The organism is Paenibacillus sp. V4I9 (assembly GCF_030817295.1).
In the GTDB taxonomy this organism is placed as follows: domain Bacteria; phylum Bacillota; class Bacilli; order Paenibacillales; family NBRC-103111; genus Paenibacillus_E.
This window is the reverse complement of sequence record NZ_JAUSZE010000001.1, coordinates 1005240-1028430: the sequence shown is the minus strand read 5'-3', so window position 1 is coordinate 1028430 and position 23191 is coordinate 1005240. Positions and strand designations below refer to the sequence as shown.

22 protein-coding genes are annotated in these 23191 nt (G+C 42.4%); 6 read left to right on the top strand and 16 right to left on the bottom strand.

Annotated features, from left to right (window positions below):
* The first annotated feature begins 47 nt into the window (after positions 1 to 47).
* On the top strand, positions 48 to 926 hold the full coding sequence (locus tag QFZ81_RS05035) for a LysR family transcriptional regulator (protein WP_307601719.1): 879 nt from the start codon (positions 48 to 50) through the stop codon (positions 924 to 926).
* 13 nt (positions 927 to 939) lie between these two features.
* Here the strand turns inward: QFZ81_RS05035 and QFZ81_RS05030 are convergent, their stop codons facing one another.
* From QFZ81_RS05030 to QFZ81_RS04985, 10 genes are all read right to left on the bottom strand, one after another.
* Positions 940 to 1335, bottom strand: a complete 396-nt coding sequence (locus QFZ81_RS05030) for a hypothetical protein (protein WP_307601717.1) — start codon at positions 1333 to 1335, stop codon at positions 940 to 942.
* Positions 1336 to 2285: 950 nt separating this feature from the next.
* A complete protein-coding gene (locus tag QFZ81_RS05025) occupies positions 2286 to 3224 on the bottom strand; it encodes an NADP-dependent oxidoreductase (RefSeq protein WP_307601715.1) in 939 nt (312 codons plus the stop codon).
* Between the two features lie 18 nt (positions 3225 to 3242).
* A complete protein-coding gene (locus tag QFZ81_RS05020; protein ID WP_307601713.1) occupies positions 3243 to 3728 on the bottom strand; it encodes a MarR family winged helix-turn-helix transcriptional regulator in 486 nt (161 codons plus the stop codon).
* 17 nt (positions 3729 to 3745) lie between these two features.
* On the bottom strand, positions 3746 to 4825 hold the full coding sequence (locus tag QFZ81_RS05015; protein ID WP_307601711.1) for an alkene reductase: 1080 nt from the start codon (positions 4823 to 4825) through the stop codon (positions 3746 to 3748).
* 176 nt (positions 4826 to 5001) lie between these two features.
* Positions 5002 to 6147: an MFS transporter gene (locus QFZ81_RS05010; RefSeq protein WP_307601710.1), complete on the bottom strand. Its 1146-nt coding sequence runs from the start codon at positions 6145 to 6147 to the stop codon at positions 5002 to 5004.
* Positions 6148 to 6149: 2 nt separating this feature from the next.
* Positions 6150 to 6893: a pirin family protein gene (locus QFZ81_RS05005; RefSeq protein WP_307601708.1), complete on the bottom strand. Its 744-nt coding sequence runs from the start codon at positions 6891 to 6893 to the stop codon at positions 6150 to 6152.
* Positions 6894 to 7441: 548 nt separating this feature from the next.
* Positions 7442 to 8116: an ABC transporter ATP-binding protein gene (locus QFZ81_RS05000; RefSeq protein WP_307601707.1), complete on the bottom strand. Its 675-nt coding sequence runs from the start codon at positions 8114 to 8116 to the stop codon at positions 7442 to 7444.
* A 60-nt stretch (positions 8117 to 8176) separates the two neighbouring features.
* The gene (sigK, locus tag QFZ81_RS04995; protein WP_307601705.1) at positions 8177 to 8731 is read right to left on the bottom strand and encodes an RNA polymerase sporulation sigma factor SigK; all 555 of its coding nucleotides are present in this window, start codon (positions 8729 to 8731) and stop codon (positions 8177 to 8179) included.
* Positions 8732 to 9144: 413 nt separating this feature from the next.
* A complete protein-coding gene (locus QFZ81_RS04990) occupies positions 9145 to 9420 on the bottom strand; it encodes a CD3324 family protein (protein ID WP_307601703.1) in 276 nt (91 codons plus the stop codon).
* Entirely contained in the window at positions 9417 to 10379 is a 963-nt protein-coding gene (locus QFZ81_RS04985; RefSeq protein ID WP_307601701.1) for a hypothetical protein, read from the bottom strand. Before QFZ81_RS04985 ends, QFZ81_RS04990 begins: the two co-directional genes overlap by 4 nt.
* Before the next feature lie 844 nt (positions 10380 to 11223).
* Between QFZ81_RS04985 and QFZ81_RS04980 the strand changes: the two genes are divergently transcribed.
* A complete protein-coding gene (locus QFZ81_RS04980; RefSeq protein ID WP_307601699.1) occupies positions 11224 to 11388 on the top strand; it encodes a MerR family DNA-binding transcriptional regulator in 165 nt (54 codons plus the stop codon).
* A gap of 390 nt (positions 11389 to 11778) precedes the next feature.
* Entirely contained in the window at positions 11779 to 12954 is a 1176-nt protein-coding gene (locus QFZ81_RS04975) for an MFS transporter (RefSeq protein ID WP_307601697.1), read from the top strand.
* A gap of 268 nt (positions 12955 to 13222) precedes the next feature.
* Here the strand turns inward: QFZ81_RS04975 and QFZ81_RS04970 are convergent, their stop codons facing one another.
* From QFZ81_RS04970 to QFZ81_RS04950, 5 genes are all read right to left on the bottom strand, one after another.
* Positions 13223 to 14194 carry a hypothetical protein gene (locus tag QFZ81_RS04970; protein ID WP_307601695.1) on the bottom strand — a complete coding sequence of 324 codons (972 nt, stop codon included), beginning with the start codon at positions 14192 to 14194 and terminating at the stop codon, positions 13223 to 13225.
* Between the two features lie 173 nt (positions 14195 to 14367).
* Entirely contained in the window at positions 14368 to 14628 is a 261-nt protein-coding gene (locus tag QFZ81_RS04965; RefSeq protein WP_307601693.1) for a DUF3977 family protein, read from the bottom strand.
* Between the two features lie 110 nt (positions 14629 to 14738).
* On the bottom strand, positions 14739 to 16961 hold the full coding sequence (locus tag QFZ81_RS04960) for an RCC1 domain-containing protein (protein ID WP_307601691.1): 2223 nt from the start codon (positions 16959 to 16961) through the stop codon (positions 14739 to 14741).
* Positions 16962 to 17564: 603 nt separating this feature from the next.
* Complete coding sequence (locus QFZ81_RS04955) at positions 17565 to 18002, bottom strand: DUF6220 domain-containing protein (protein ID WP_307601688.1); 438 nt, start codon at positions 18000 to 18002, stop codon at positions 17565 to 17567.
* A 156-nt stretch (positions 18003 to 18158) separates the two neighbouring features.
* Positions 18159 to 18851, bottom strand: coding sequence for a DUF6022 family protein (locus tag QFZ81_RS04950; RefSeq protein WP_307601687.1), 693 nt, complete (start codon positions 18849 to 18851; stop codon positions 18159 to 18161).
* 260 nt (positions 18852 to 19111) lie between these two features.
* Between QFZ81_RS04950 and QFZ81_RS04945 the strand changes: the two genes are divergently transcribed.
* The 3 genes from QFZ81_RS04945 (at position 19112) to QFZ81_RS04930 (ending at position 21541) form a co-directional block, all read left to right on the top strand.
* Positions 19112 to 19705, top strand: coding sequence for a TetR/AcrR family transcriptional regulator (locus QFZ81_RS04945; RefSeq protein ID WP_307601685.1), 594 nt, complete (start codon positions 19112 to 19114; stop codon positions 19703 to 19705).
* A 791-nt stretch (positions 19706 to 20496) separates the two neighbouring features.
* A complete protein-coding gene (locus QFZ81_RS04935; RefSeq protein WP_307601683.1) occupies positions 20497 to 21336 on the top strand; it encodes an SPFH domain-containing protein in 840 nt (279 codons plus the stop codon).
* A 13-nt stretch (positions 21337 to 21349) separates the two neighbouring features.
* Complete coding sequence (locus tag QFZ81_RS04930) at positions 21350 to 21541, top strand: type II toxin-antitoxin system antitoxin (protein ID WP_307447399.1); 192 nt, start codon at positions 21350 to 21352, stop codon at positions 21539 to 21541.
* Between the two features lie 420 nt (positions 21542 to 21961).
* Here the strand turns inward: QFZ81_RS04930 and QFZ81_RS04925 are convergent, their stop codons facing one another.
* Positions 21962 to 23191 (bottom strand): hypothetical protein, encoded by a 1230-nt coding sequence (locus QFZ81_RS04925; RefSeq protein ID WP_307601681.1) that lies wholly within the window; start codon positions 23189 to 23191, stop codon positions 21962 to 21964.

Here is a 23191-nt window from a genome sequence, read left to right as displayed (position 1 = left end):
GTTTCTTATGCCCATTAAATCTATATAGGAGCTATAATCCAAATTTTATGAACAATAATTACGAATTGTATAAAGTGTTTTATTGGGCAGCAAAGACCGGCAGTTTGACTCAGGCTGCCAAAGTCTTGTACCTCACCCAACCGAGCGTCAGCCACGCCATCAAACAACTGGAAGACAGCTTTGGTATTACCTTGTTTAATCGTAATTCCAAAGGCGTTATCCTCACTCAAGAAGGTGAAGTCCTTTATTCTTATATAGAAAAGTCCCAACTCTTAATCTCTCTGGCTGAAAAACAAATGGCTGCCCTTAAAAATCTAGACAGTGGTGAACTGCGAATCGGCGGAAGCGATTCACTGTTCAAGCATTACATTCTTCAATACTTGGAAAACTTTCATAAACAGTATCCAGGCATCAAACTTCATCTTAATCACGGAACAACCCCAGAGATCATTGCTCTTTTAAAAGAAGGAGAAATTGATTTAGGCGTTGTTCGTATGCCGATCTCAGATTCTCAACTTGAAGTAAGGGAAAGCTTTCAACTTCAAGATTGCTTTGTAGCAGGATCGCTTTATTCCGAGCTTCAAGGTGTTGTTCTATCCTTGGATATGTTGCTTCAATACCCAATTATTCTATTCTCTCGAAATAGCCGGGCTCGAATGGCTATTACGGAACTATTTCAAAGCTATGGTCATCACCTCAAACCCGAAATCGAAGTTGGAAGTGTGGATCTTCTCATTGAGTTAGCGCGGAAAGGACTCGGAATCTCTTACGTGACCAGGGAATTCGTATCGAAAGAGCTGGAAGAAGGAACACTCTTCGAGATTCAATTAGATGTGCCAATACCCCCGTCACATGTAGGAATTATGATAATGCGCAACATGCCGATTTCCAATGCGGTTAACAAGTTTATTGAAATGGTTCAATAGATCAATGAATATATCAAGCTGATATTCCTGATAACCAACCAACCGCATTGTGTATATCCTCGAATTCATGGTAGCGTAATTTAGTTGACTCTTTTCCAATCGCTTGACTTATGTCGTTGCTAGGAAGTGAATTCTCTGGCGCAACAGTAGCCGTATATTGAATACCTGCATTTAGAAGTTTTGGAAGCCACTCTTCAGAAAACCATTTTTTGTCATCTGACAAAACTAGTCTAGGACTTTTATCAAACAATACTTTTTTTGCATTTTTTAAAATTGCCAGTTCAATTACTTTATTTAGGGGCAATCGGAACTCCTCATCCCTAACTAAAGAATTCCAACGAATTACAACAGCTTCAATCACATCATCCCAAAAAATATGAACTTCTTCAGAAAAGTAATAGTGCATCAATTTAATCTCTCCTTTCACATATCTCCAATTAAAATTTAGATGTAAATTAAACTTGTGATTCTTAAACGCTTATATTTTTGCGTGCTATCCATAGATCAACTATAGTACGAAATTCATCTATACATGTAATTAATATATTTAACAATGCTCATAGACCATATGAATGGGTGTATCCGTGCACTTAATGAAATTATAATATTACAAGTTGCAACAAAAAGACTGCCAATCAAATTGGCGGCAGAATCATCATCATTAATTTTTATCTTAAACTTCCGTCGATCGTCAAGTCTTATGGATTGTGTCACAATCTAAGTGTTTTGTTTTAATTGTTTTTTTTGGAATCTCGTTAACCCTTGAACTTGTCTAATGAATTTTTCATCTGGGTAAAAGTCTACAATCTGTAACCCCACCATATATTTTTCATTATAAAAAAATCACCCAGTATAATGGACACCATTAAGTCCAAAGCATCCTGGACATTTCGGATTAATATATCGAAACTTTCTACAATGGCTACCTTAGAATCATTTTGCTGATCAACCCTTATATTCATTATATGTCTCCCCTATACTATCGTAGATTTCTGTCCCATTGCTTCAGCTCAGCTTCACGGACATCGGTTCGGTAAGGTCTGTACCAGGTCAAGACTAAGTCACGTACCGTGTACGATCTGCAGAAGCCACACGGCTATAGTCGTACGTCTGTGACCGTTCATGTTCAGCAGCCGCTAGTGACTTTTCAGCTTGGGCTATCTTGGCGTTCAGTTTATTCTTCTCAGTGGTCAGATTTGTCTTCGAAAGGATGATAAAACCATATTAAAAACGAGCCTCTAGAATCGCTTCTAGGGCTCGTTTCGCATTTAGCTTTTTCCAAACCAATACTTTTGCAGCGGTCTCCATAAAAGGGGCTTGTTTGAATAGTTCTCTATTTTTAAACCTAACCTCGCAGCTTCAAAATGAATTAACCTTAAGCAAAATTCTTCCTCGGCCATGTCTTGATTCACTTTTCTCATGAGCCTTCTTCGTTTCGCTTAATGGAAATATTGAATCAATCTCTGCTTTTAATGTTCCGTTGGCAAGTAATTGAGCAATGACTTGCAAATCCTCGGAGGTTGGAAACTTCGAATTAAACTTAGCTGTGACTCCATACTGTTCGGCCTTTTCAGCAGATGGGGGCTGCGTCAAGGAGACCAGTTTTCCGCCACGTTTCAGAACAGACCATGATCGATCCTCGTTATTTCCCCCAACCGATTCGATGACTAAATCTACGTCCTTGACTTTCTCCTCAAATGGTGTGGTGGTGTAATCAATGACCAGGTCCGCACCCAATGACTTTACAAAATCCAGATTGGCGGTTGAGGCAGTAGCAATAACCTTAGCGCCTTTCCACTTAGCCAACTGTACAGCAAATTGTCCTACTCCGCCAGCGGCAGCGTGAATGAGTACCGTTTGACCGGCTTCTAATTCGCCTTCCGAAAATAATACCTTCCAAGCCGATTCTGCACCGCCTTTAATAGTTGCCGCATCCTCAAAGTTCAAGTTTTCCGGCATGTGAACCAAATCATTTGCCGGGGCAATGCCATATTCTGAGTAGCCTCCATTTACATTTCCAAAAACGCGATCGCCTTGCTGAAAACCGGTTACGCCTTCGCCGACGGCTTCAACGATACCCGAAACAGCTGTTCCAGGAGTATAAGGCAATGTTTTAATAAATATCTCTTTCAGCCAACCGTTACGGATCTTCCAGTCTAGAGGAATAGCTGCAGCGTAAGCAACTTTGACAAGAACTTCTCCAGCAAGCGGTTTAGGGCGTTTAATTTCTTCGAGTTTCAAAACATCCGGTCCGCCGTACTTACCGACTTGAATAGCTTTCATTAAGGATTCAGTCATTTGTATCTCTCCCAAAGATTATTTTAAAGCAGTGTCTATTTGAGCAGCTACTTTTCTTGATAAATTTATTAATAGTTCTTTTTCTTGTTCTGAAAGGTTCTCTATCGTGACTCTCTCCAGTATACTCCAAGCTTCTAGAAGTTTAGATTCAAATCCACGACCAGCCTCGGTAAGGGACACAATAGTAACACGGCCATCTTCGTCTGAACGGTTGCGGGTAATCAATCCCGCCTCTTCCAGCCTGCGGACAGATTTTGCAATGGTTGAGTGATCCAGACGCAAGGTCCTGCCAAGGGAGTTCTGCGACTGGCCGTCCTGCTGGAACAGCTGCATGAGAATGATTTCTTGTCCCGGAAAGAGGCCTGTCTCGCGAATCAATTGGGAAGCCAGTGCGCGATGCGAACGCCCAAGAGCAAAGATCGAGAAGCTGATCGGAAATTGCTTCTCTGCGCCAAACTCTACTTCGGGTAATTCATTATCGGGAAGTTTCTTTTCTTGTTTCATAGATATCCACAACTTTCTTAAGCTTTATCCTGTTCAGCAAGCGTCGGATAATCGGTGTACCCTAGGCTGCCTCCTGCATAGAGCGTAGCACGATCCGGTTCATTTAGCGAGGCACCGGCTTTAAATCGTTCAATGAAATCAGGATTAGCCAAAGCCCAAGACCCGATAGGCGCAATATCAGCAAGTCCTTCGTCGATGTCGATTGTAATATTTTCAAGCGGTCTGCCAGCACGGTTTACCAACAGAGCCGTTGGCCATGCCGATCGGATTTTGCGCAAAAGATCTTCGTTTCCGACATGTACGATGTGAAGATATGCTAGATTTAGTGTTGCCAGCTCAGATACCAGGTATTCATATAACTCAGTACCATTCGGACCTTCATCAAGACCACCCAACGGTACGCCAGGAGAGATGCGGAACCCTGTACGGTCTGCGCCGATTTCTTCCACCACTGCTTTTGCCACCTCTATGGCAAACCGGGCGCGGTTTTCAATGGACCCTCCGTATCCATCAGTCCGTATGTTCGCATTCTCCGCAATAAATTGTTGAATGAGATATCCGTTCGCCCCATGAATCTCTACTCCGTCAGCACCCGCCTGAATGGCTGCGGCAGCTGCTTTGCGAAAATCCTCGACGGTTGCTTTGATATCTTCAATGCTCAACTCACGAGGAACTGGAATTTCCTGAAGTCCTGCTAAAGTATACATTTGAACATCAGGTGCAGGTGCAATTGCAGAAGGAGCAACAGGCTGCCGATGATGAGGAGTGTTGTCCGGGTGTGACATACGACCCACATGCATCAATTGAATGAATAGATGACCGCCTGCATCATGTACTTGATTAGCGACTTCACGCCACCCGGCAATGTGTGCATCTGTGTAAATGCCAGGGGTAAACAAATACCCTTGCCCATCATCAGATGGCTGCGTACCTTCGCTGATTAACAAACCCAATGAGGCGCGCTGCTTGTAATAAAGGGGTGTGAACTCTCCAGGTGTCCCGTCAGGCAGAGCCCGTCCCCGAGTCATTGGTGCCATTGCTAGACGATGAGAAAGCTCCATACGTCCAATTTTAATAGGATTCCATATTTTTTCCATTGTTAACACTCCTCGTAAATAATATATTGCCGGCAACAAACTTTATGTGGTTGGCAACATAAATATATCATAACTTTATGTGGTTGGCAACATTTAATTGAATGTGAAGCGAATAATCTTGTCGCTTCTGGGGAAATTTAATTCCGGTCATTGCGAGAACCGTTAACGCCAATACCCTAATTAGCCGTCCGATATCTCAATAAACGGCTCACGAAGACTGTGAATATGAGCAAGGAGATCGCTACTGAAGCGGCAGCGACAAGGAACAAGACCTGATACCCCGTGTATTGAGACACCCATCCGAGCATGATCGCGCCAAGCCCGATTCCCAGGTCAAATGCCGTCATGAAAGAAGCATTTGCTGCCCCTGCCCGGTTAGGACGTACAAGGCTCAAGGTTGCTGATTGAAGAGCTGGTTGTGCTGAGCCGATTCCAATTCCAAATAAAACCGATGAGGCAATCATGCCGTATAAACCATTTGACAAGCTTAATACCAGCAAGGCTGCAATTGTAACCGTAAGAGCCGGTACAACCACAAATACCTCGCCATAGCGATCTGAAAGTTTTCCCGTAATCGGCCGGATTATAGTAAGCGTTGCTGCGTACACCAAAAAGAAAGTGCCTGGATTAACCTTGACCGATTCCGCAAAGAGCGGCAAAAATGTAATAATTCCGCCATAAGCGACGGCCATAAAAAAGATCGCAGCCATGATGGATAAAATCGATTTTTCAATAAAATCGATTCGCCCTGCGGCAGCTTTCGGTTGAAACGGCGTTTTTGTCATAAGTGCCAAAAGCATTGCTGCCGCAGAAAGGATCGTACCGAAAAGGAACAGGCCGTTGAAAGAATAGTTCCACAGGACCCAGATTCCCAGCAATGGACCAATCGCCATCGCCACGGTCATCGCCATACCAAACCAACCCAAGCCTTCTCCACGGCGCGAGGGCGGAATAATGTCCGTAATCGCCGTTCCTACAGCTGTTGTGGAGAAAGCCCAGCTTGCTCCATGAAGCACCCGTAATGCCATCAAAACCACGATGCCGCCTACCCAGCCATATAAATACATCGACAAACCAAAGAATAGCAGCCCCGAGACAATAAACGGACGCCTGCCGTACCGATCCAGCAATCCTCCGACAATCGGACGAAAAATAACGGCAGACAGCGTAAACATTCCCACGGCCAGTCCAATCTGCGATTCGCTACCGCCTAACTGTTTAATAAAAAGAGGCAGTGTCGGAACCAGCAAATAAAAACTGGTAAACAGAAAAAGCATTCCTATAGTCATAAGAAAAAATGGCTTTGTCCACAAGCGGTCCATAATTACCTCCCCCCGCTGATCGTACCTGATTTCGAGGCTGCTGCATTTAAATCCGACAAGAAAGCGACGATTATCGCTTGACTTAATGTTCTCATTATGGGCATTTCAAGTTCTGTAACCGTAAAAGCATCCCCTTTCTGAAGGGTAGTATTACCCACTTGAACCGTTCCGTTCATCACGTATACAAAGGGGCTCATTCCCTCAGCAACGGGTACTTCAAGTTCTGCTCCTGCATCCGTGTGGATATCGAATACCAGGACTTGATTGCGAAATTTAAGAGGGGCATCGGAAGCTTCCGGTCCAGCCACCAGCTGCCATGTGCCATTGGTATAATCAACCGGACGATCGTAGAATTGAACACCCGGCGGTAAATCCTTATCTCTAGGCCTGACAAAAATTTGCAAACCTTCAAGGTCTTCGCCCGAATTCGTTTCTTCGTGGGAAAAGCCGCTTCCGGCATTCATCAACATTAAGCGTCTGCGTGTAATGTTCTCCGTAACACCCATTGAATCTTCATGAGTGACCTTGCCGCTGATAAGATAGGTCAGGATTTCATCGTTGAGGTGTTCATGCATAGGGACCATGTTATTTGCTCTAAGAGTGGCATGGTCAATAACGCTAAGCGGCCCGAAAGCAGGATCAAATGCCGGTACCCCGTATACCTTGCCTGGTCTCATACGTCTAATTTGAAAGGGGCCGCCTCTTCCCATTGTTGGACTTTGATGAGATTGTAATATTTTAATCATAACTGTCCGCTCCTTCATGATTCTAATTGGAATTCAGTCCTAACAACCATATTTTGTTGCCAGCCACGTAAATATAGCATAAATCAATGTGGTCGACAACATAAATTAACGTAAGTCATGCGCCCCATTCACATCACCACGTACTTCAGTGATGTTTAGAAGTTCATTTCGTCTGTCCTATCTGCTGTTGAATGGCTCAATATAATATTTGGTATAGTGGCATAGTTAAATCACAATTTCTCGATATTTGCTATCCATTTATATTCTTGCACCACAACCATTTTGTTTCTGTTTCATCTTATGCTTCATACTGAGTGCCTCTTTTCGTATGTGGGTTTAGTTCTTGCCGGAACGTTTCCCAGTATACTAGAGGCGCTTTTTTCTTTAAAAGCTCAAATTACTTCATTAAAGGAATGGCTCCTTTATAGTAATGTAAGTGCAAGCTGGAATAGCTAAATATCTTCACTATTTTCTCTGAACACCACGAACCGTTCATTGAAAATAAAATAAACCGGAACCCCCTATTTGGAGTTCCGGTCTCATAAACACTAAACAACTTCATTCAACCGCCCATCCCGAAACCGCACAATCCGCTTCGCCTGCTGCGCAATCAATGAGTCATGCGTAATCAAAATAATCGTCCGATCTTGTGCATTTAATCTCTTTAAAATGTTTAAGATCTCCACACCCGTCTTCGAATCTAATGCTCCCGTAGGCTCATCCGCCAAAATGATCGGAGGATCTCCTGCCAACGTTCTCGCAATCGCAACACGCTGCTGCTGTCCGCCAGATAACTCTGATGGAAAATGCTTCTTACGATCCAGCAAGTCCACCGCTTCCAGTGCATGTAAAACGAGCGGCTCTCTTTCCTTTTTGCTCATTCCCCGATAGATCAAAGGCAACTCCACATTCTCATAGGCACTTAATCTAGGCAGCAAGTTGAAGCTTTGAAAAACGAAACCAATCTTTTGATTACGAATCTCAGCAAGCTGAGAATCCTTAAGCACGTTTATTGCTTGACCATCCAGGTCATAAATTCCTTTATCTACAACATCCAAACACCCGATGATGTTCATCAGCGTGGATTTGCCGGAACCTGATGGTCCCATGATGGCCACGAACTCTCCATGATCAATATCTAACGAGACATCATCTAATGCTTTAATCGTTTCCTCGCCCATCGTATAATACTTACTGGCATTTTCGATATGAATTAACGTCATAATCTTCACCTCCATTACTTGCACAATGTCCAAATAAATGAAGTATCTGATTCATAACCCTTACCGTTTCGCCTTATAAAACTCATGATACAGCTTCATCAGCGCCCGCTTCTCAATCCTCGACACATAGGACCGGCTGATGCCGAGCTCCTTAGCAATCTCCCGCTGCGTCCGCTCTTCCCCGCCAAGCTCCAGCCCAAACCTGCCAACGACGACTTCCTTCTCGCGATCGTCCAATATCTCCAGATTGCGATAGATTTTGCTCTTCTCTATCTTGAGCTGCACCTTATCCACGACATCATCCGCTTCCGTGCCGAGGATGTCGATCAATGTAATTTCGTTCCCCTCTTTGTCCGTTCCGATGGGATCATGCAAGGACACATCTTTACGCGTTTTCTTCAATGAGCGAAGATGCATAAGTATTTCGTTCTCGATACAGCGAGCCGCGAAGGTCGCGAGCTTGGTCCCTTTGTTCGGCGAGAACGACTCGATGGCTTTAATCAATCCGATCGTCCCAATCGAGATTAAATCCTCGAGATCTTCTCCTGTATTGTCGAATTTTTTGAGGTTGTGAACACGAAGCAACGTAAATGTTTTGTTGCCATGATGGGCCACCTTGATGAATTCATAATTTTACAGGTGTAGGTAGTAGTTGTCACTTAACCCATAAGTTTGCCGCTTTGGCATGCTTATACTTCTAAATTACTGCGGCAAAATTATGCTTCCAAAACGAAAAAGTCCTTGGTATTCAAGGACTTTTTCTCTGCAGCCGTGATTATGAATGATCCCTCATTAAACAATCGTTTCCGTTAGCTTAATGACCTGACCTTCATCTATGGTACAGTTCATCGACCGTATCACAAATAGTGGTAAAGCGACGGCTTGGGATCGTATCTAATATCAAAGACCATACACAATTATGCTTGACTGAATAATTAGAATAAATATGACTGGAAAAGCTACTTTGCTTATCCAGTCATATTTTTTAATCTCTTGGTATCGAGGATGATAAATAGTATTTGAATTGTCTAATCAAGTTTGCTTTCCCTTCCGTAGACGATAGCTTTTATTCTCTCCTCACTTAGACAATACAGCTCGGATAATCTAGAAATCTCATACCCATTTCTAAAATGTATTATAATTTCCATATTACGTTGTTCAAATTCTTCCCGAATCCCGCTTTCTGTCCCCCACGATTTTCGTTCTGTACTAGGAACATAGATGTGAGTTCCTTGGACATACTTCTGTATTTCTCTCACGAGGCTTTCCGGTAAAACTTGCTTGGCATTTACATACTTACTCATACCGACTTAACCATCATGACATCGTGACCAGGTGACAAATCAAATCCTTCGGCAGATAATACCAAGATAGTATTGAAGTTCTGTGAAGATACTCTTGACCAAGCTGCAGTTACTCCAATTTGCTGCATGGATACTAAAGTTGCTTGAATGAGTTGGCGTACTTCTTCTCGGGAAACATCATATTTCGGTCTAAAATGGACTCCGAATGCCGTCGCAAAAAAATCTCCTTCCTTTGCCCACACTTTGTAGTATGAGATTCCTTTTATTTCTTTCTCGTTATCATATAAACAAAGGAATACATGATCAGGAGTTAATTGAGCGAAATTCCCCCGAAATTCTTCTGCAAGGAAATACTCGTTATCCTCCTCCAATATTGTTGAAATTTCTTCAATCTCAATCTTTGAAGGCATCTGTATCTGGCTAAGGTCTAAATTTTCTGGCGGCTTCCAGGAATCGATATTTCGGTTATCAACAAATACATGATAGAACTGATTGCAATAAAAGCCATGAGACTCCCACAATGTTATTTGATCATTGCGAATCTGACCTAATGGCATGCCCGTAATTTTATAAATTCGGGTACCGCCAGCTTCTTTCACAATTGTTCCGCAGCACTCCAATAGACCTTTCAACATATAACCACAATCATGATTAAAGCCGTAATCTAAGTAACCGTTGTTTGATTGCTGGGAAATACCAACGGTCGCAAATGCGGAAATAACTCCAGCTTTTTCGGCAACGAATCCTCTTAGAGAAAGTGCTTTTAATACTAGCGGCTGCGCTCCTGTTGAATCCGGGAATAAGAGTTGCTTCCAATTGTCTTTCCTATAAGAATATTTGTGTTTACCAATCCATAATTCTTCTTTACCCTCAAAATGAGTCCAGTAAAATAAGCGTTCGATTAGCTCAAAATCATCGTCCGGTGTTATTTGTCGAACGATATAATCAGCAGCTGACATGGTCTAACAGCCTCCTCAAAATTAATATTTATATCATGCCACATGCTAGATTAAATCGAAATATTGAATATGATTATATAAAATTCTTAACATAATTTCAGGTGTATAGTGTGGGTGAACCGTATCGTAATGAATATTCATCTATTGCTTATTCTGCCTGCTCGCACAAAGGGCTGCACGCGGCAGCCTTTTTAGGTTTGTTCAACTAAAGTTTCCGTTAGTTGAACAATTTTGTTGCATAACTTTAATTACCTTCGCGACTTTGATTTGGACTATTTTACTAAGTCCTTTCAACCATATCTCAATAGGATACACATCGACTATCGGAGGAATTGTATTATCATAGCGGTCTAGTTCAATCTTAATAACTGAGTGAGTATCTACAAGAAAGCTAAATATATCCTCACCTTGTTCGGGTGTCCAAGATAAAGTGTGCGCTGTCTTCATTGTGGGAAAGGTCTCTCTAATAATGTTTAAGAACCTGCGCATGGATATGTCATTGAACAAATGAAATTTTGAGGACTTTAATTCTTTTCGGTATGCTTGTTCTGTCATTGTCCCTCTAAGTTTCATGACGTGCCTTCTTTCCTAAAACCATTGGTAATTAGAGATTAAACTTACCTCTATCAATTCAAGGCAGCCACCAAAGTATCCTGCCCGTTAGCGGAGCGAAGGGCTGTAACGCTGCAACGCTTGCCAAATACAACTTATTTCTCTCAGCGACAATCGGTACAACTTTTATGATGATCCGGCAAGCCCGCCATATTTCACGTTTGTTGGTTGAAACCCCTAACCCAAAGAAAATGATTGCATTCGAGTTTACTCGAAGGTATATACTTGGTTCATGGAAAACTTATTAAGCATTCGACAAGTCGCTACTATCACAGGTCTTAGTGTCCACACACTTCGCTATTATGAGAATATAGGTCTGCTATGTTCCATTGATCGAAATGAAAATGGGTATCGATGTTATTCTTCGGCAGACATTACTTGGATTGAGTCGTCTTAAAGCCACTGGAATGTCAATTACCAAAATGCTAGAAATCGCCGAACTCCGGAGGCAGGGTGATTCAACTCTAACTGAACGGAGGATATTTCTCGAGGATCACTATGAAAGAGTTCAACAACACATAGTTGAACTTCACGAAAATCTAAATTTGCTTGCACATAAAATCGTTATTTACAAGGAAATGGAGGACAATTTTGCAAAAGAGCATTAAATAAATATATTTACGATAAAGTATCATACCAACTCAAGAAATATCATATCGGTGTGGAGCTGCCTGAAACCAGCCTCGCCAAATGATATTCTTGAGAGCGCATATAAATGGAAACCATTTCATTCCATTAATTGTTTTTATAGGATTTAGATCAAATAGAGGAGATGTTACCCATTCACATGAAAAAGCCATTTCTTACTTATATCATCGCTTTCGGCATATTTGGAATCATCAATACGGAACTTGGTATTGTGGGCGTTTTACCGCAAATTACGAAGAATTTCCAAATCAGCGTTTCCCAAGCAGGTTTACTTGTAAGCATGTTTGCTCTTATCATCGCGCTTTCCGGCCCGTTTATGACATTATTATTTTCAGGAATAAATCGCAAAAAAATCTTAGCAGGTGTCATTGCCCTTTTTGCAATCTCCAATCTTGTTTCAGCATTCGCCCCTAACTACACGGTTCTATTAATTGTTCGTGTCCTACCTGCTTTTCTTCATCCCGTTTATTTCTCAGTAGCATTTGCGGCTGCTGCCAGTTCTGTCCCAAAAGAACAAAGTGCCAGGGCAGTGGGCAGAGTTTTTACAGGCGTAACCGTAGGGATGGTTTTAGGGGTTCCGATCACATCATTTATCGGGGATCAGTTTTCACTTGACGCTGCATTTCTCTTTTCCGCAATTATTAATGTTATCACATTTATCGGAATTATTAGTTGGATTCCATCCCTACCAGTAACAGAAAAACTGTCCTACGGGAAACAATTGAAGGTTTTGGTGAAACCTCAATTATGGCTTAACATTGCAGCCGCTTGTTTCATTCTTGCAGCATTATACTCCGTATATGCCTATTTTGCTGAATATCTTGGAAAAGTAACGAACATGAATGGAAAAACAATAAGTGCCATGTTGATTCTTTTTGGGGCGAGCGGTGTTTTCGGCAACCTGCAAGCAGCAAAGCTATTAAGTAAAAATATGATCAAAACTACCATTTATTATCCTTTGGTCATGGGAGTGATTTATTTATTGATATCTTATGCAGGGGCATATATCATTCCAATGACCGTTATTATCATAGTATGGGGGGTTATTTTTACCGGCGGTCTCATTGTAAGCCAAACTTGGTTAACTTCTGAGGCATCAGAAGCACCTGAGTTTGCCAACAGCTTGTTTGTATCCTTTGGAAATTTGGGTGTTGCATTAGGCACCGTAACAGGTGGCTGGTTTCTATCACAACTGGGAATACAACGGATTATTTTTAGCGGTGCAATTTTTCTAATGCTTGCATTCATCTGTATTGGACTAAAAATAAAGCTTTTTGATCAAAAACAAGAGAAGATCTATCAATCAAACGATTGAAAAAAGTGAACCAGCGGCAGATCAGGACGCAAAATAGTCCTAGACTGCCGCTGTTTTTAACTCGTCCCAATTACCCTTGTACTGCACACATTGTTCTTTCGTAAAAACTGAATGACAACAATTCCGCAAACGTATCCCATCTAGCTTTGAGTCTTCAGTTCTGCTCCCTTTCTGATTCAATTATCGTTCTCGGTTAGCGTAACGAAAGGCTACCTAGCGACAGCCTTTCTTAGTGTTGAACTATAGTTCTTGCGTTAGTTCAGTCATCTTATTGGACTGGCTTCCATCTTACATCGCTAATAGGCTCTTCATACATATGTTGACCTTCATAAATATATCCGCGAGTATATCTTTGGTACTCTTTATTGTCATCTGGGACATCCGCATTAAAAGTAAAGAAAGATAACCCTCCTTGATCCCAATCAAAGCGAAGTTGAAGAAAACGCCATTGGAATTCTAATTCAGTAAAGTGATCATGATTATTTTCGAAATTACCAGTATTAACTCCATCTTTCGTTGAGAACGAAGGTGATGTAAATTCAATTTGTTTTACAACAGAACTTTTTAAATAGAGACTGAGAAAGTTCTTTGTCGATTTGTATATTAACTGATTATCGAGTGTATTCGTAGGATTTCCAAGAAGCTTTATTACATCATCTTTTGTCATTCCAAGAGAAATTTTACCTACCGATTTTCCAGGTATGATTAGATAATCATTGTTAATTACAGAATGAGTCTGATCTCGATTATATAAACCATCAACAAAAACGTTCGCCCCTAATATATTGCTATTATTTGTTTTTACCTCAAGATGATCTTTTTGAAATGATATACGTAATTCAAAATTATACTCGTCATCTTTATATACAGCTTCATTACCGTTGAAAACTGCTATCTTATTTTCAATAACACCGTTATGGCCATCCATCGTTTCGTGATTTGTCACATGAAAGGCATTAAGCGAAAAGAAAACCTGTTGATCCTTAATATTATTGATAGTAATAGTTGAGACATCATATTGTGTGGATTGATCCCATTTCCATTTTCCAATCCAAGCAAAAGGATCGATTGAAGGTTTTGTGGATGATGCAGGCTCTAAATTGTTTTTAGTATTCGTTGAAGATAGATCTGGTGTCGATGTTGGTGTGGAGACTATCGTAGATGAATCGGGGTCTTCATTAGCTTTCGAGGCTACGGAACTTTGGGTACATCCCGTTAGTGTAAGAGCTATAAGAAACATATGTTTGAAATTTTTGCACGCAAATACCCCTCGGATTATACTTTTTCCAATTATAACCTATATCTCGAAATTTGTAATTCAACTCTTCTGCCAGATAGCTTAATGAGGCTGCCACTCATTTTCACAGCGGCAGCCTCATGTTGTAGTTTATTGAAGTAACGTTTCTCGCTAGCTTAACCCCGAGAGTCACCTTCAGTTATATAACTTGCTAATCCAAAGATAATTTTAAAAGCATGCCGTGGCTTTTTCATTCTTTTTAAACCTTCTCTTGAGTCCAAAATGAACACTATCTTACCTAACCAAATTCTAAAATAGATGGAGTGAAGAATAATGGGCTTAATAATACCCTTTTGCTCATATTCAGACCCGTCAGCAAGTTCTGTCTCCGTACGTACGATCCAGGTATTCCCTATACCAACCTCGATATATTTCAATTAGGTTACCTCTTTCCTTACTGAATGTGCCAATTTTATATTAACACATATTGGAAGTATCCTGCCCGTTAGCGGGGGAAAGCCAGCCGCTGGATGTTGGTTGCCTTCTCCTAGGGCAGTACAACCCCGCCCGGCGTAAAAAGCGGACTACCATATGGCAACGCTCCGAGCCAATAGATCGTACCGTCCTCCGCGACGAACAGATGTTGAAAGAAGGTACGGCCTTCAATTGGGTAATGATACATCGATACGGAAGTCTTCAGCCTGACCCCTGCCGGAAGGCTCGCTTCTACTCTGAAGATGCCGTTCGGATCGCTAATCCTGCCATCTTGGCCGATCTCTGCGCCTCCGGTTAGGCGGATGGCCGATCGTCCCGTCGTCTTCACTTGGACGGCAGCCGTTTCATTGTCGTTATTTCCATCACGCTGTAGCTTCAGTTCAACCTCATACACATGGCCATTCACGTCCAATGCTTTGCCGATGTAACCGATCCCATCAAAAAATACGTAATGCATCGCTGACCACTGCTTAACCGGCGCATCGAAAGATGATACGAGCCCCATTAGAGGCACACCGTCTTTTGTTCGTTCCTTGAAATAAAGCTCCCCTTGGTCGGTACGAACGAACGGGATCGGCTCGCCGGACACTTCGATGACTTTCCCTTTCGGCTTCGGATCGAATTGGAGCTCGACGCTGTTGCCCAACCCCGATATGCTGCCTTCCACATGGAAAACGCGCCTGTCAGACAAGGCCGTCAAGATGCCGTTCAAGGCGATGGATACGTCCGTAACTGGCACCGGCGTTTGTAGCAGCTTGCATGGCTCCGTCTCGTCGGGATTCGCGGCCAGGAGTCTGCCATCCTCAAATAGCACGGCAAAATGCCCTAACGCCATGATTAGCTTCTTCGCTTTCTCGCCTAGCAAGACGGGCTTCGCCACTGCACCGTCCTTCAGCATCCACACATCGCCTGCCCTCACAGCAAATGTTCGCCCAAATGTAGGAAATAGGTCGTCAACTCCCTTCCATGTACCGATCGCATGCAGGTCTTCTGCAAAGATCGGCTGCCTTCCAAGCTGGCCGTACATATTAGAGCCGATCGTTAATACGCGGCCATCCACCGTTAAGGCGAGCAGATGGTCGGATCCAGCTGCCAATGTCACTACATTATTCAATGCGGGGTGCCGCTGCGGGGTTTCAGTTATAGCAAACTTCTCCGCAGATTGATCATAGGCACCAAGTTCTTTCCCCCATACCCAAACGTAGCCCTCCTTATCCAGGGCTGCCGTCAAACGTACCGTTGCTGTTACTTGAGTGGTACCTAGCGGCAGTACGGTCGACTTGAGCGCTCCGCTGCCGTTTACCGTGTACCAAGTGCCTTTATCGGATAAAATATAAGCCGCTTCCTCATACGACATCGTAGTTCCCGTTCGTGCCACCTTTCCGCCGTCAGGCAGCTCAAGCGGAGCAGGAACAGCATTCGGAAGCGATGAAAAGGTCGACTGTCCAACCCAAAGCATCCCCTTGTTGTCGACCGCCAGCATGATATAAGGGCTAGCCATGACGGATACCGCACGGAATGATGCCTCAACCCGTTTGACTGCAGGCTTGCCGTCCTGACCGTATATAGAATACAGGGTGATGATTCCATCGGAACCAACGGTAAATACCGACCCATCGTCCGCCTGAGCGATCGACTTCACGCTAGATAACCCCGCTATTTTCTCCGGGCCGCGTTCAGCGTTCATGTCGAAGACTCCGCCAGATTTTACCAATGCAAATCGCCCTTCCAGTTGAATAACAGGATCGCGCTCAGGCAACCCTGCAACCTTCTTCGGAAAGGCGTCGGGCATCCGGCCTTCTCCCCAACCGGATATCCCCCACCGATAAACAGTTCCATCCCCGGCTAAGGCGTAAGAGGAGCCGAATTCCATCCCGTAACCGGCACCATCGAACAAATGGCCTGCAGAAACTTGACGGATCCCCTGAATCGGCAAGCGAGACGGTTGCTCTGCAGGCGTAAATCCGGAAGCCTCTTCCGTGTCAGGATACCATTTCATATCTGGCGGACATGACGCGAAGGTGAACAATGGTTCGGGAAGCGTGATAGGCGCTTTCGAAACTATCGGTTCAGCCGGTGTTGGTTCTGAGCTGGGTATAGCCGATGTGACGCTTGGAGCAGGCGTGACGGAAACGAGGGTACCTCCAGTTTCCGCCGAATTCTGAAGTGTCCTGCTGTATACGACTGTGGACAGCAGGACGATTACCGCTAGCAAACCCCACATCATAAATTTGTACTTAATGAGAAGGTTCAAGACTTTTCGGTACAAGGACATAACCGACACCTCTTCCAATTAATTTCCATCCCCTTGTTTAGACGGTCGGTCTGGCGGAAGGTTGCGAGCACACGGCACGATGGACAAAAAAAGTTCACTGACTACAAATTGCCATTTTTTTCATTTCAATCATTTGACTAATAGTTGTTGGCTGATTTATGCGGGGACTTATTGTGGGACTCATCATAATCATACTAGGAGAAATACTGTTTAGCATCTCATCTTAATTCCCATTTCCCTTATTCTAGAACTCTGTGCAACCATACATCCTCCCATTAGCACAAAAGGCTGCACGCGGCAGCCTTCTTACGTTCATTCAACTATAGTTTTCCATTAGGTTAATGACCTACACTTATACCTGTGGTACTGTTCACTGTTGTACCAGCAAGTTTTGTTACAAAAAAAGTCCGGAGAGTGCCCTTGTGTACTGATTACTAATGGGAAACAACAGTCTCTTTCCATTCAATGATAGTACGTTTTACAATTGCTAACTGGCTGCGTCGTCGATCAACAGCAACTGTAGAGCGACACGATCAGCGCGGTTCGTACCGCATGGACAGGCGAGACGCTAATTCTCCCTGACCACAGCCGTCATCAGTTGTCTCATATCCCATCTTTGTGCGAGCGTGCACCAGCCTGCCTCGCGAGTTTCATAGCATTCCAAAACATAGCCAGTGCAATAACCGGGTGAAAGGCGGATAAAACTCCGATTTTAAACGATAATACGGCGGTTACAAACATCAAGATGACCATAACGAGCAGAATGAGGCTTTTCACTAGATAGGTTACCGGAGGACGTGCGAAGAACCACAAAAGGATCATCAGGACCGGAGGAATCACAAAAAAATGAGCAAAGTTCGTATGAGCCGTCCAATCCGAATTGGTGAACGTTGCCATACCGGCTATAAACACTTGCATCGCGATCATGAGGGCATAGACCCTCGCCATCCACTTGATGACAATCAGTGTTTTACTTGCGCCAGAAGATATATTTGTGTTATTTTCCGCAAGGTGTTCAGCACGATTCATTTGTTTCGCCATGGGTGATCCCTCTTTCTTATCGATATGATTCTTTAACCTGCATCGTAGGATACAAGCTTTCAAAAAGTCTCATGTTCCTCCGCGAAACAAAGACTTGAGGCTTATTCGAAGCAACTCAAGTCATGTGTTATTGAAGTAAAGGTTTACTACCAAATTTTACGAAGCAGGTCGTTTAAAAAAAGCGATAAGACGGCCCTGATGAGGAACAACGGATGCGAGCTCCCAACCTTCTTTGCCCCACTTGGATAGTGCATAATCCAAGACGCTAACCTCTGTCTCATTTTGAGTTAAATAATCACTTAATCCTGTTTCTGCACTATAATCCCATCTTTGAATTTGATCATTTTCTCTATTTTGATGAACGACTCCGCCATATTCTTTATTTAAGCGTATATTGGCTTTAGAGATAGCCGCGATAATTGAATCTTGTTCTGTTTCGTCTAAAGCTAAAATATTAGGAGCGAGAGGAACCTTAAACTTAACGTGAGAGTGAAATACTCGTAATACAAATGTTCCAACGGGCTTTTCATGTTCATCCTTCACTACACACCACATGCATCTTTCTCTTTCTTCCGGCGGACCCCAGTGTTCCAAAGAATGAGGCATTTTAAACCCCGGTTTTAAGTTATAACCGGCATTCGTCACTTCTTTAAGAATGGGCTGCAACAGTTTATGAATATAAACGCCATAAGAAGGTTCTCCTATTTTTTCAAAGGTGTCCGTCAATTCGTCATAGTGATCCTGTAATACCGACACCCACATCTGTTGAATATGTTGATTCACATATGCTGCCAAACTCTGAATCGTAATTTCTTGGTTTGTTTCAAAATATTCTTTCCACGCTTTCATTCCTCACAGCTCCTTTTGTTAATGTAATTTTCATGCCTGAACGACCTTCTTATACCTCTTTTGCATGAATGAGTTTACCCCCCCACCTTTCCCCAACACTTTTTCGTTTAAACAACACGAAGTTGTTCTGTTATAATTATATGGCGAAGGTGTAGCCCCAACAACCGATTCATTTCTAGGTAATGTTGTCTATACGACAAACAGACCGTAAACGTATTGGGAAAATGATGAAATCATACAAATGGAGGGAGATTGTTTTCATGAAGAAGTCAGTGGATCCGCGTGTGAAAAGAACCCGGAATATGTTAAAAGAGGCACTGCTCGTTCTCATCGAAGAAAAAGGATTTGATGCGATCACGATACGTGATTTAACCGAACGCGCTGAAATCAATCGCGCTACGTTCTACCAGCACTACAAGGACAAATTCGATTTACTGGATCAAACCATTGATGAGATGCTGTTATCTTTTGCGACATATGCTTCTCCAAAAAGCTCAACAGAATTTACGGATAACGATGGTACAATTCCAATTTTCTCAAGAATGTTTGAATTTATCTCTGAGCATGCCTTCTTTTTTCAAGTGATGATGGGGAAGCATGGTGTTCCTTTTTTCCAGAACCGCTTCCTTAACATTACCCGTAAGTTTATGGACGAGAAGATAAAGAATATTCATCCGCATCCTGAAAAAATGTCGATACCGAAGGAAATTTATATACAATATATGGTATTTTCAAACCTTGGTTTGATCTCCTATTGGTTAGAAAGCGATATGCAGTATTCGGCTAAATATATGGCAAAGCAGCTGTCCGAGTTGACAATTAGAGGTCCATTTACCGCAGCCGGACTAAAGTAAAACTCTTGGATGCCGAGGTGAACATGGGTCAGAAAGTCTGATTTGCCAAAACATAATTACTCTCAAGCACTTCGTTAAATTGCGGCGGGCTCTCATAGCCAACTTTAATGTTAGCTTCGGTTGCTCCTACCGGATCGCATAACATCAGGCGCCTATCTTCTTGAAGACGCAGCTGCTTCTGATACTACAGGGGGTCTCAACATCGAAATCGAGACTCCCCCTTAATTTTTTTCTACGACTGAATTAGTTATTAACCAACCAATTTGACGGGGGTTTTCTTGTGCATTTTTTACCAAAGAATCGTGTTATTCCTGAAAAGAAAATATACTTTCGTCCAGATAACAACAAAGGAAGCACCTCCTTTGAAGTGCTTCCTTTGTTGTTATACTTATAAGATTTTTTATTTGTATTTAACTATGATGGAACCCCTGACTATTTTTCCTTTATCAATTTTTTATTGCTGTTTAACATTCATTAGGAAATAGCAAAACTAATATTAATCCAACGAGAAAAACTCTTTTCAAGCACATTTCCATTCATTGCATCTTATCTTGTCTTCTACGATAACCTCTTTAGTATTCTCTACAATTTTATTCTGTTTACATTTGTAAAATTCACTAACGAACTCTATTTTCCAGTAACACACTTTATTTTCCACTAACGATCTTTATTTTCCTTGATCACAAGATTAAAAACCAGGCTGCGTTTTGTTTAGAATACATTTACAATAAAAGTAAAAAGTGATATCATATGAATATCAAAAAGATATAATTTGAAGGGGTGTTGCAGGAATGAAAGAAACGAATGCTTGGTCGTTGAACGGTTTTCTCGGTTTATTGTTATTTATTATCGGCGGTGGGATTGGCGTTTTCCTTCTTACGCAAGAACGAATTGTGCCGGGTATCATCCTTATTATTCTAGGGCTGATATTCGTCTCGACGATCACTGCGGTTAATCCGAATGAAGCTTCAGTCATCACTTTCTTCGGCAGTTACTTGGGTACAATTCGTAAGAGCGGCCTATGGCTCATTGTCCCTTTTTCAAGCAGAAAGAAAATTTCATTGCGGGTGCGTAATTTTAACAGTGTGAAACTAAAAGTAAACGATATTGAAGGAAATCCTATCGAGATTGCGGCTGTCATCGTGTTTAAAGTAGTCGATACCTACAAGGCCCTCTTTGATGTGGACAGCTACGAAAAGTTCGTTGAAATTCAAAGTGAAACGGCGCTGCGTCATGTCGCCAGCAAATATCCTTATGACCGTTTTGAAAGCGAAGGCTACTCACTTAGAGGCAATGCAGATGAAGTTGCCGCTGAGCTTAGCCTTGAACTGCAGCAGCGTCTGTCTGTAGCAGGTGTAGAGGTCATCGAATCCCGCCTGACCCACCTTGCTTATTCGACTGAAATTGCCAGTGCCATGCTTCAACGACAGCAGGCTTCTGCTATTTTATCCGCTCGCCAAATTATTGTTGATGGCGCTGTGGGTATGGTTCAGATGGCTATCTCTCGGTTGGAGTCCGAGGGTTTGCACCTAGACGAGGAAAGAAAGGCGGCTATGATTAACAATCTGCTTGTTGCGATTGTATCGGACCGCTCAGCGAGCCCGGTCATTAATACCGGTTCGTTGTACTAACGGGACCAGAGTTATGGCTCCTAAGAAAAATTTCCCGCTCCGACTTGATCCTAAGCTGTACGAGGCTTTGGAGCGTTGGGCGGAGGATGAATTCCGCAGTGTGAACGGTCATATCGAGTATTTGCTGCGTGAAGCTCTTCATCGAAATGGACGTGTGACTAAACCCGGAACAGAGCAAACCATTTCTGAAAAGACGGATGAGTGATTTCTACTATGACCTTGCGATGAACCCTCGCAAGGTTTTTCTATTTATAAGTTTCTAGATATCGACTTCCCGAAAAAAACAGGACATGAAAGATCGCTCTTATTATGAGCGGCATAAGGAATTCGCTTGCTTATCCGAGTAGTGTTGTATTTTGTACAACTTTTGGTAAGCTAATCCACGTTTTCCACTCAATTGTTGCAGTAAATACAACAATTCCAGCTGAAAGTAGCTCTATTGCACATAAAAAGGCTAAATTGTTGTATAACATACAACAATCCTTAGCTTTTTAAGAAGAAATCAAGGAAATTGTTGTACGCTGTACAACTTACCTACCCCCTAACCCGAAAAAATAACTTTTTATAATGAAAAAAAGGGACCTTGCGGCCCCTTTTTCATCATTTCCAGTCTTTCACAACTGCACTACTTAATTGATAAATGATCAATCATTAAATTTCTTATTTCTAAATTATCTTTACGCTCGATTACCCCTTGGTAAACCATTTTCCCTGTTTCCAGTTCGGCAACAGCTACTCCTGGATTTCCCTTCCCAGACATGTACATGTATATTCGGTTATTTACAATTTGGAACATACCCGTTCTTCTCCATTCTTTTTGCACGTCCTGGAGAGCAAGTTTGACGTCACTCTTTACTACATTTCCATTTAAATCAGAACGAAGGACTTGCGATTCGCCAGAGTCTGACAATTTCGTAATGTATAGTTCACCGCCAACCTGGCGAATCGTCAGCTCATCTGTTTTCGCATTCAGTAACAGATTACGCATGGGCTCGTTTTGAATCCTCGTCAATTGACCGTTCCATATATCGTAAACAAGGATCTCACGGTTCACTATCTCTTTGCTTCTTAATTCTACTGTGTCCTCTTCGGCATCATCTTTATAAGTGATCCTATCAAAAATAGCATAACGATTTGCCTTGATTTGATCGCTTGACCACACATTCGTTGTACTCGTCCTCAACCTATTTTCTGGAGGGGCTGCAGGTTCAATCAATTGGTGATCAACAACACTTCTTTTGTCGAGATCAAGTGTATACAAATGGTATTCAGCATCCTTATACAGTCGCGGATTTGTCTCTGTTCGATGCTGATAAGCAACGAGTAATTTCATCGTCTGCTCTTTTACTTGCACATCCGCTATGCTGATAAACTCATTTTTGTCCTTCTTCAATTTCACCTGGAAATCCGCACTTTTCTTCTTCTTTCCTTTATCATATAGAGCGATATCAAGAATATCCGGTTGCCCTTTTTCTAGATCGAAATCTGATTCAGAACCTACGTAACCTATAACTTTTTCATCTTCAAAAAATGCATTTACATTCCGCTTTCCTCTCATGAAAGAACGATGTTCTGGGAGTAATCCCCCTAATTCCTCCAGGTAATAATAGGACGAATCTAACTTTTGCCAGTACGACTGATGTTCGTCTGAATAGTCACTCCCTGTCGTTTGAATCGTGATTGGATCCGTTTCATATTGACCTTGAATAGCTATGTGTGATCCTTCCTGCTCCTGACCTGCCAGCGTTTTGAGATAATAATCAGGCTTGTGATCTTCGGAAGCGGTGGCGTAATATATACTAATTGACAATGCAGTAAATGGAATAAGCAAAGCAAGTATCCAGTAACGCTTCAT

Coding starts and splice junctions, on each gene's coding strand:
- QFZ81_RS04990 (WP_307601703.1), bottom strand. CDS start 9,420: ATGAGTAAGTATGTAAATGCCAAGCAAGTTTTACCGGAAAGCCTCGTG.
- QFZ81_RS05035 (WP_307601719.1), top strand. CDS start 48: ATGAACAATAATTACGAATTGTATAAAGTGTTTTATTGGGCAGCAAAG.
- QFZ81_RS04945 (WP_307601685.1), top strand. CDS start 19,112: ATGAAGAAGTCAGTGGATCCGCGTGTGAAAAGAACCCGGAATATGTTA.
- QFZ81_RS04950 (WP_307601687.1), bottom strand. CDS start 18,851: ATGAAAGCGTGGAAAGAATATTTTGAAACAAACCAAGAAATTACGATT.
- QFZ81_RS04955 (WP_307601688.1), bottom strand. CDS start 18,002: ATGGCGAAACAAATGAATCGTGCTGAACACCTTGCGGAAAATAACACA.
- QFZ81_RS04960 (WP_307601691.1), bottom strand. CDS start 16,961: ATGTCCTTGTACCGAAAAGTCTTGAACCTTCTCATTAAGTACAAATTT.
- QFZ81_RS04975 (WP_307601697.1), top strand. CDS start 11,779: ATGAAAAAGCCATTTCTTACTTATATCATCGCTTTCGGCATATTTGGA.
- QFZ81_RS05020 (WP_307601713.1), bottom strand. CDS start 3,728: ATGAAACAAGAAAAGAAACTTCCCGATAATGAATTACCCGAAGTAGAG.
- QFZ81_RS04930 (WP_307447399.1), top strand. CDS start 21,350: ATGGCTCCTAAGAAAAATTTCCCGCTCCGACTTGATCCTAAGCTGTAC.
- QFZ81_RS04970 (WP_307601695.1), bottom strand. CDS start 14,194: ATGTTTCTTATAGCTCTTACACTAACGGGATGTACCCAAAGTTCCGTA.
- QFZ81_RS05025 (WP_307601715.1), bottom strand. CDS start 3,224: ATGACTGAATCCTTAATGAAAGCTATTCAAGTCGGTAAGTACGGCGGA.
- QFZ81_RS04985 (WP_307601701.1), bottom strand. CDS start 10,379: ATGTCAGCTGCTGATTATATCGTTCGACAAATAACACCGGACGATGAT.
- QFZ81_RS04925 (WP_307601681.1), bottom strand. CDS start 23,191: ATGAAGCGTTACTGGATACTTGCTTTGCTTATTCCATTTACTGCATTG.
- QFZ81_RS05005 (WP_307601708.1), bottom strand. CDS start 6,893: ATGATTAAAATATTACAATCTCATCAAAGTCCAACAATGGGAAGAGGC.
- QFZ81_RS04980 (WP_307601699.1), top strand. CDS start 11,224: ATGGAAAACTTATTAAGCATTCGACAAGTCGCTACTATCACAGGTCTT.
- QFZ81_RS04935 (WP_307601683.1), top strand. CDS start 20,497: ATGAAAGAAACGAATGCTTGGTCGTTGAACGGTTTTCTCGGTTTATTG.
- QFZ81_RS05000 (WP_307601707.1), bottom strand. CDS start 8,116: ATGACGTTAATTCATATCGAAAATGCCAGTAAGTATTATACGATGGGC.
- QFZ81_RS05010 (WP_307601710.1), bottom strand. CDS start 6,147: ATGGACCGCTTGTGGACAAAGCCATTTTTTCTTATGACTATAGGAATG.
- QFZ81_RS05015 (WP_307601711.1), bottom strand. CDS start 4,825: ATGGAAAAAATATGGAATCCTATTAAAATTGGACGTATGGAGCTTTCT.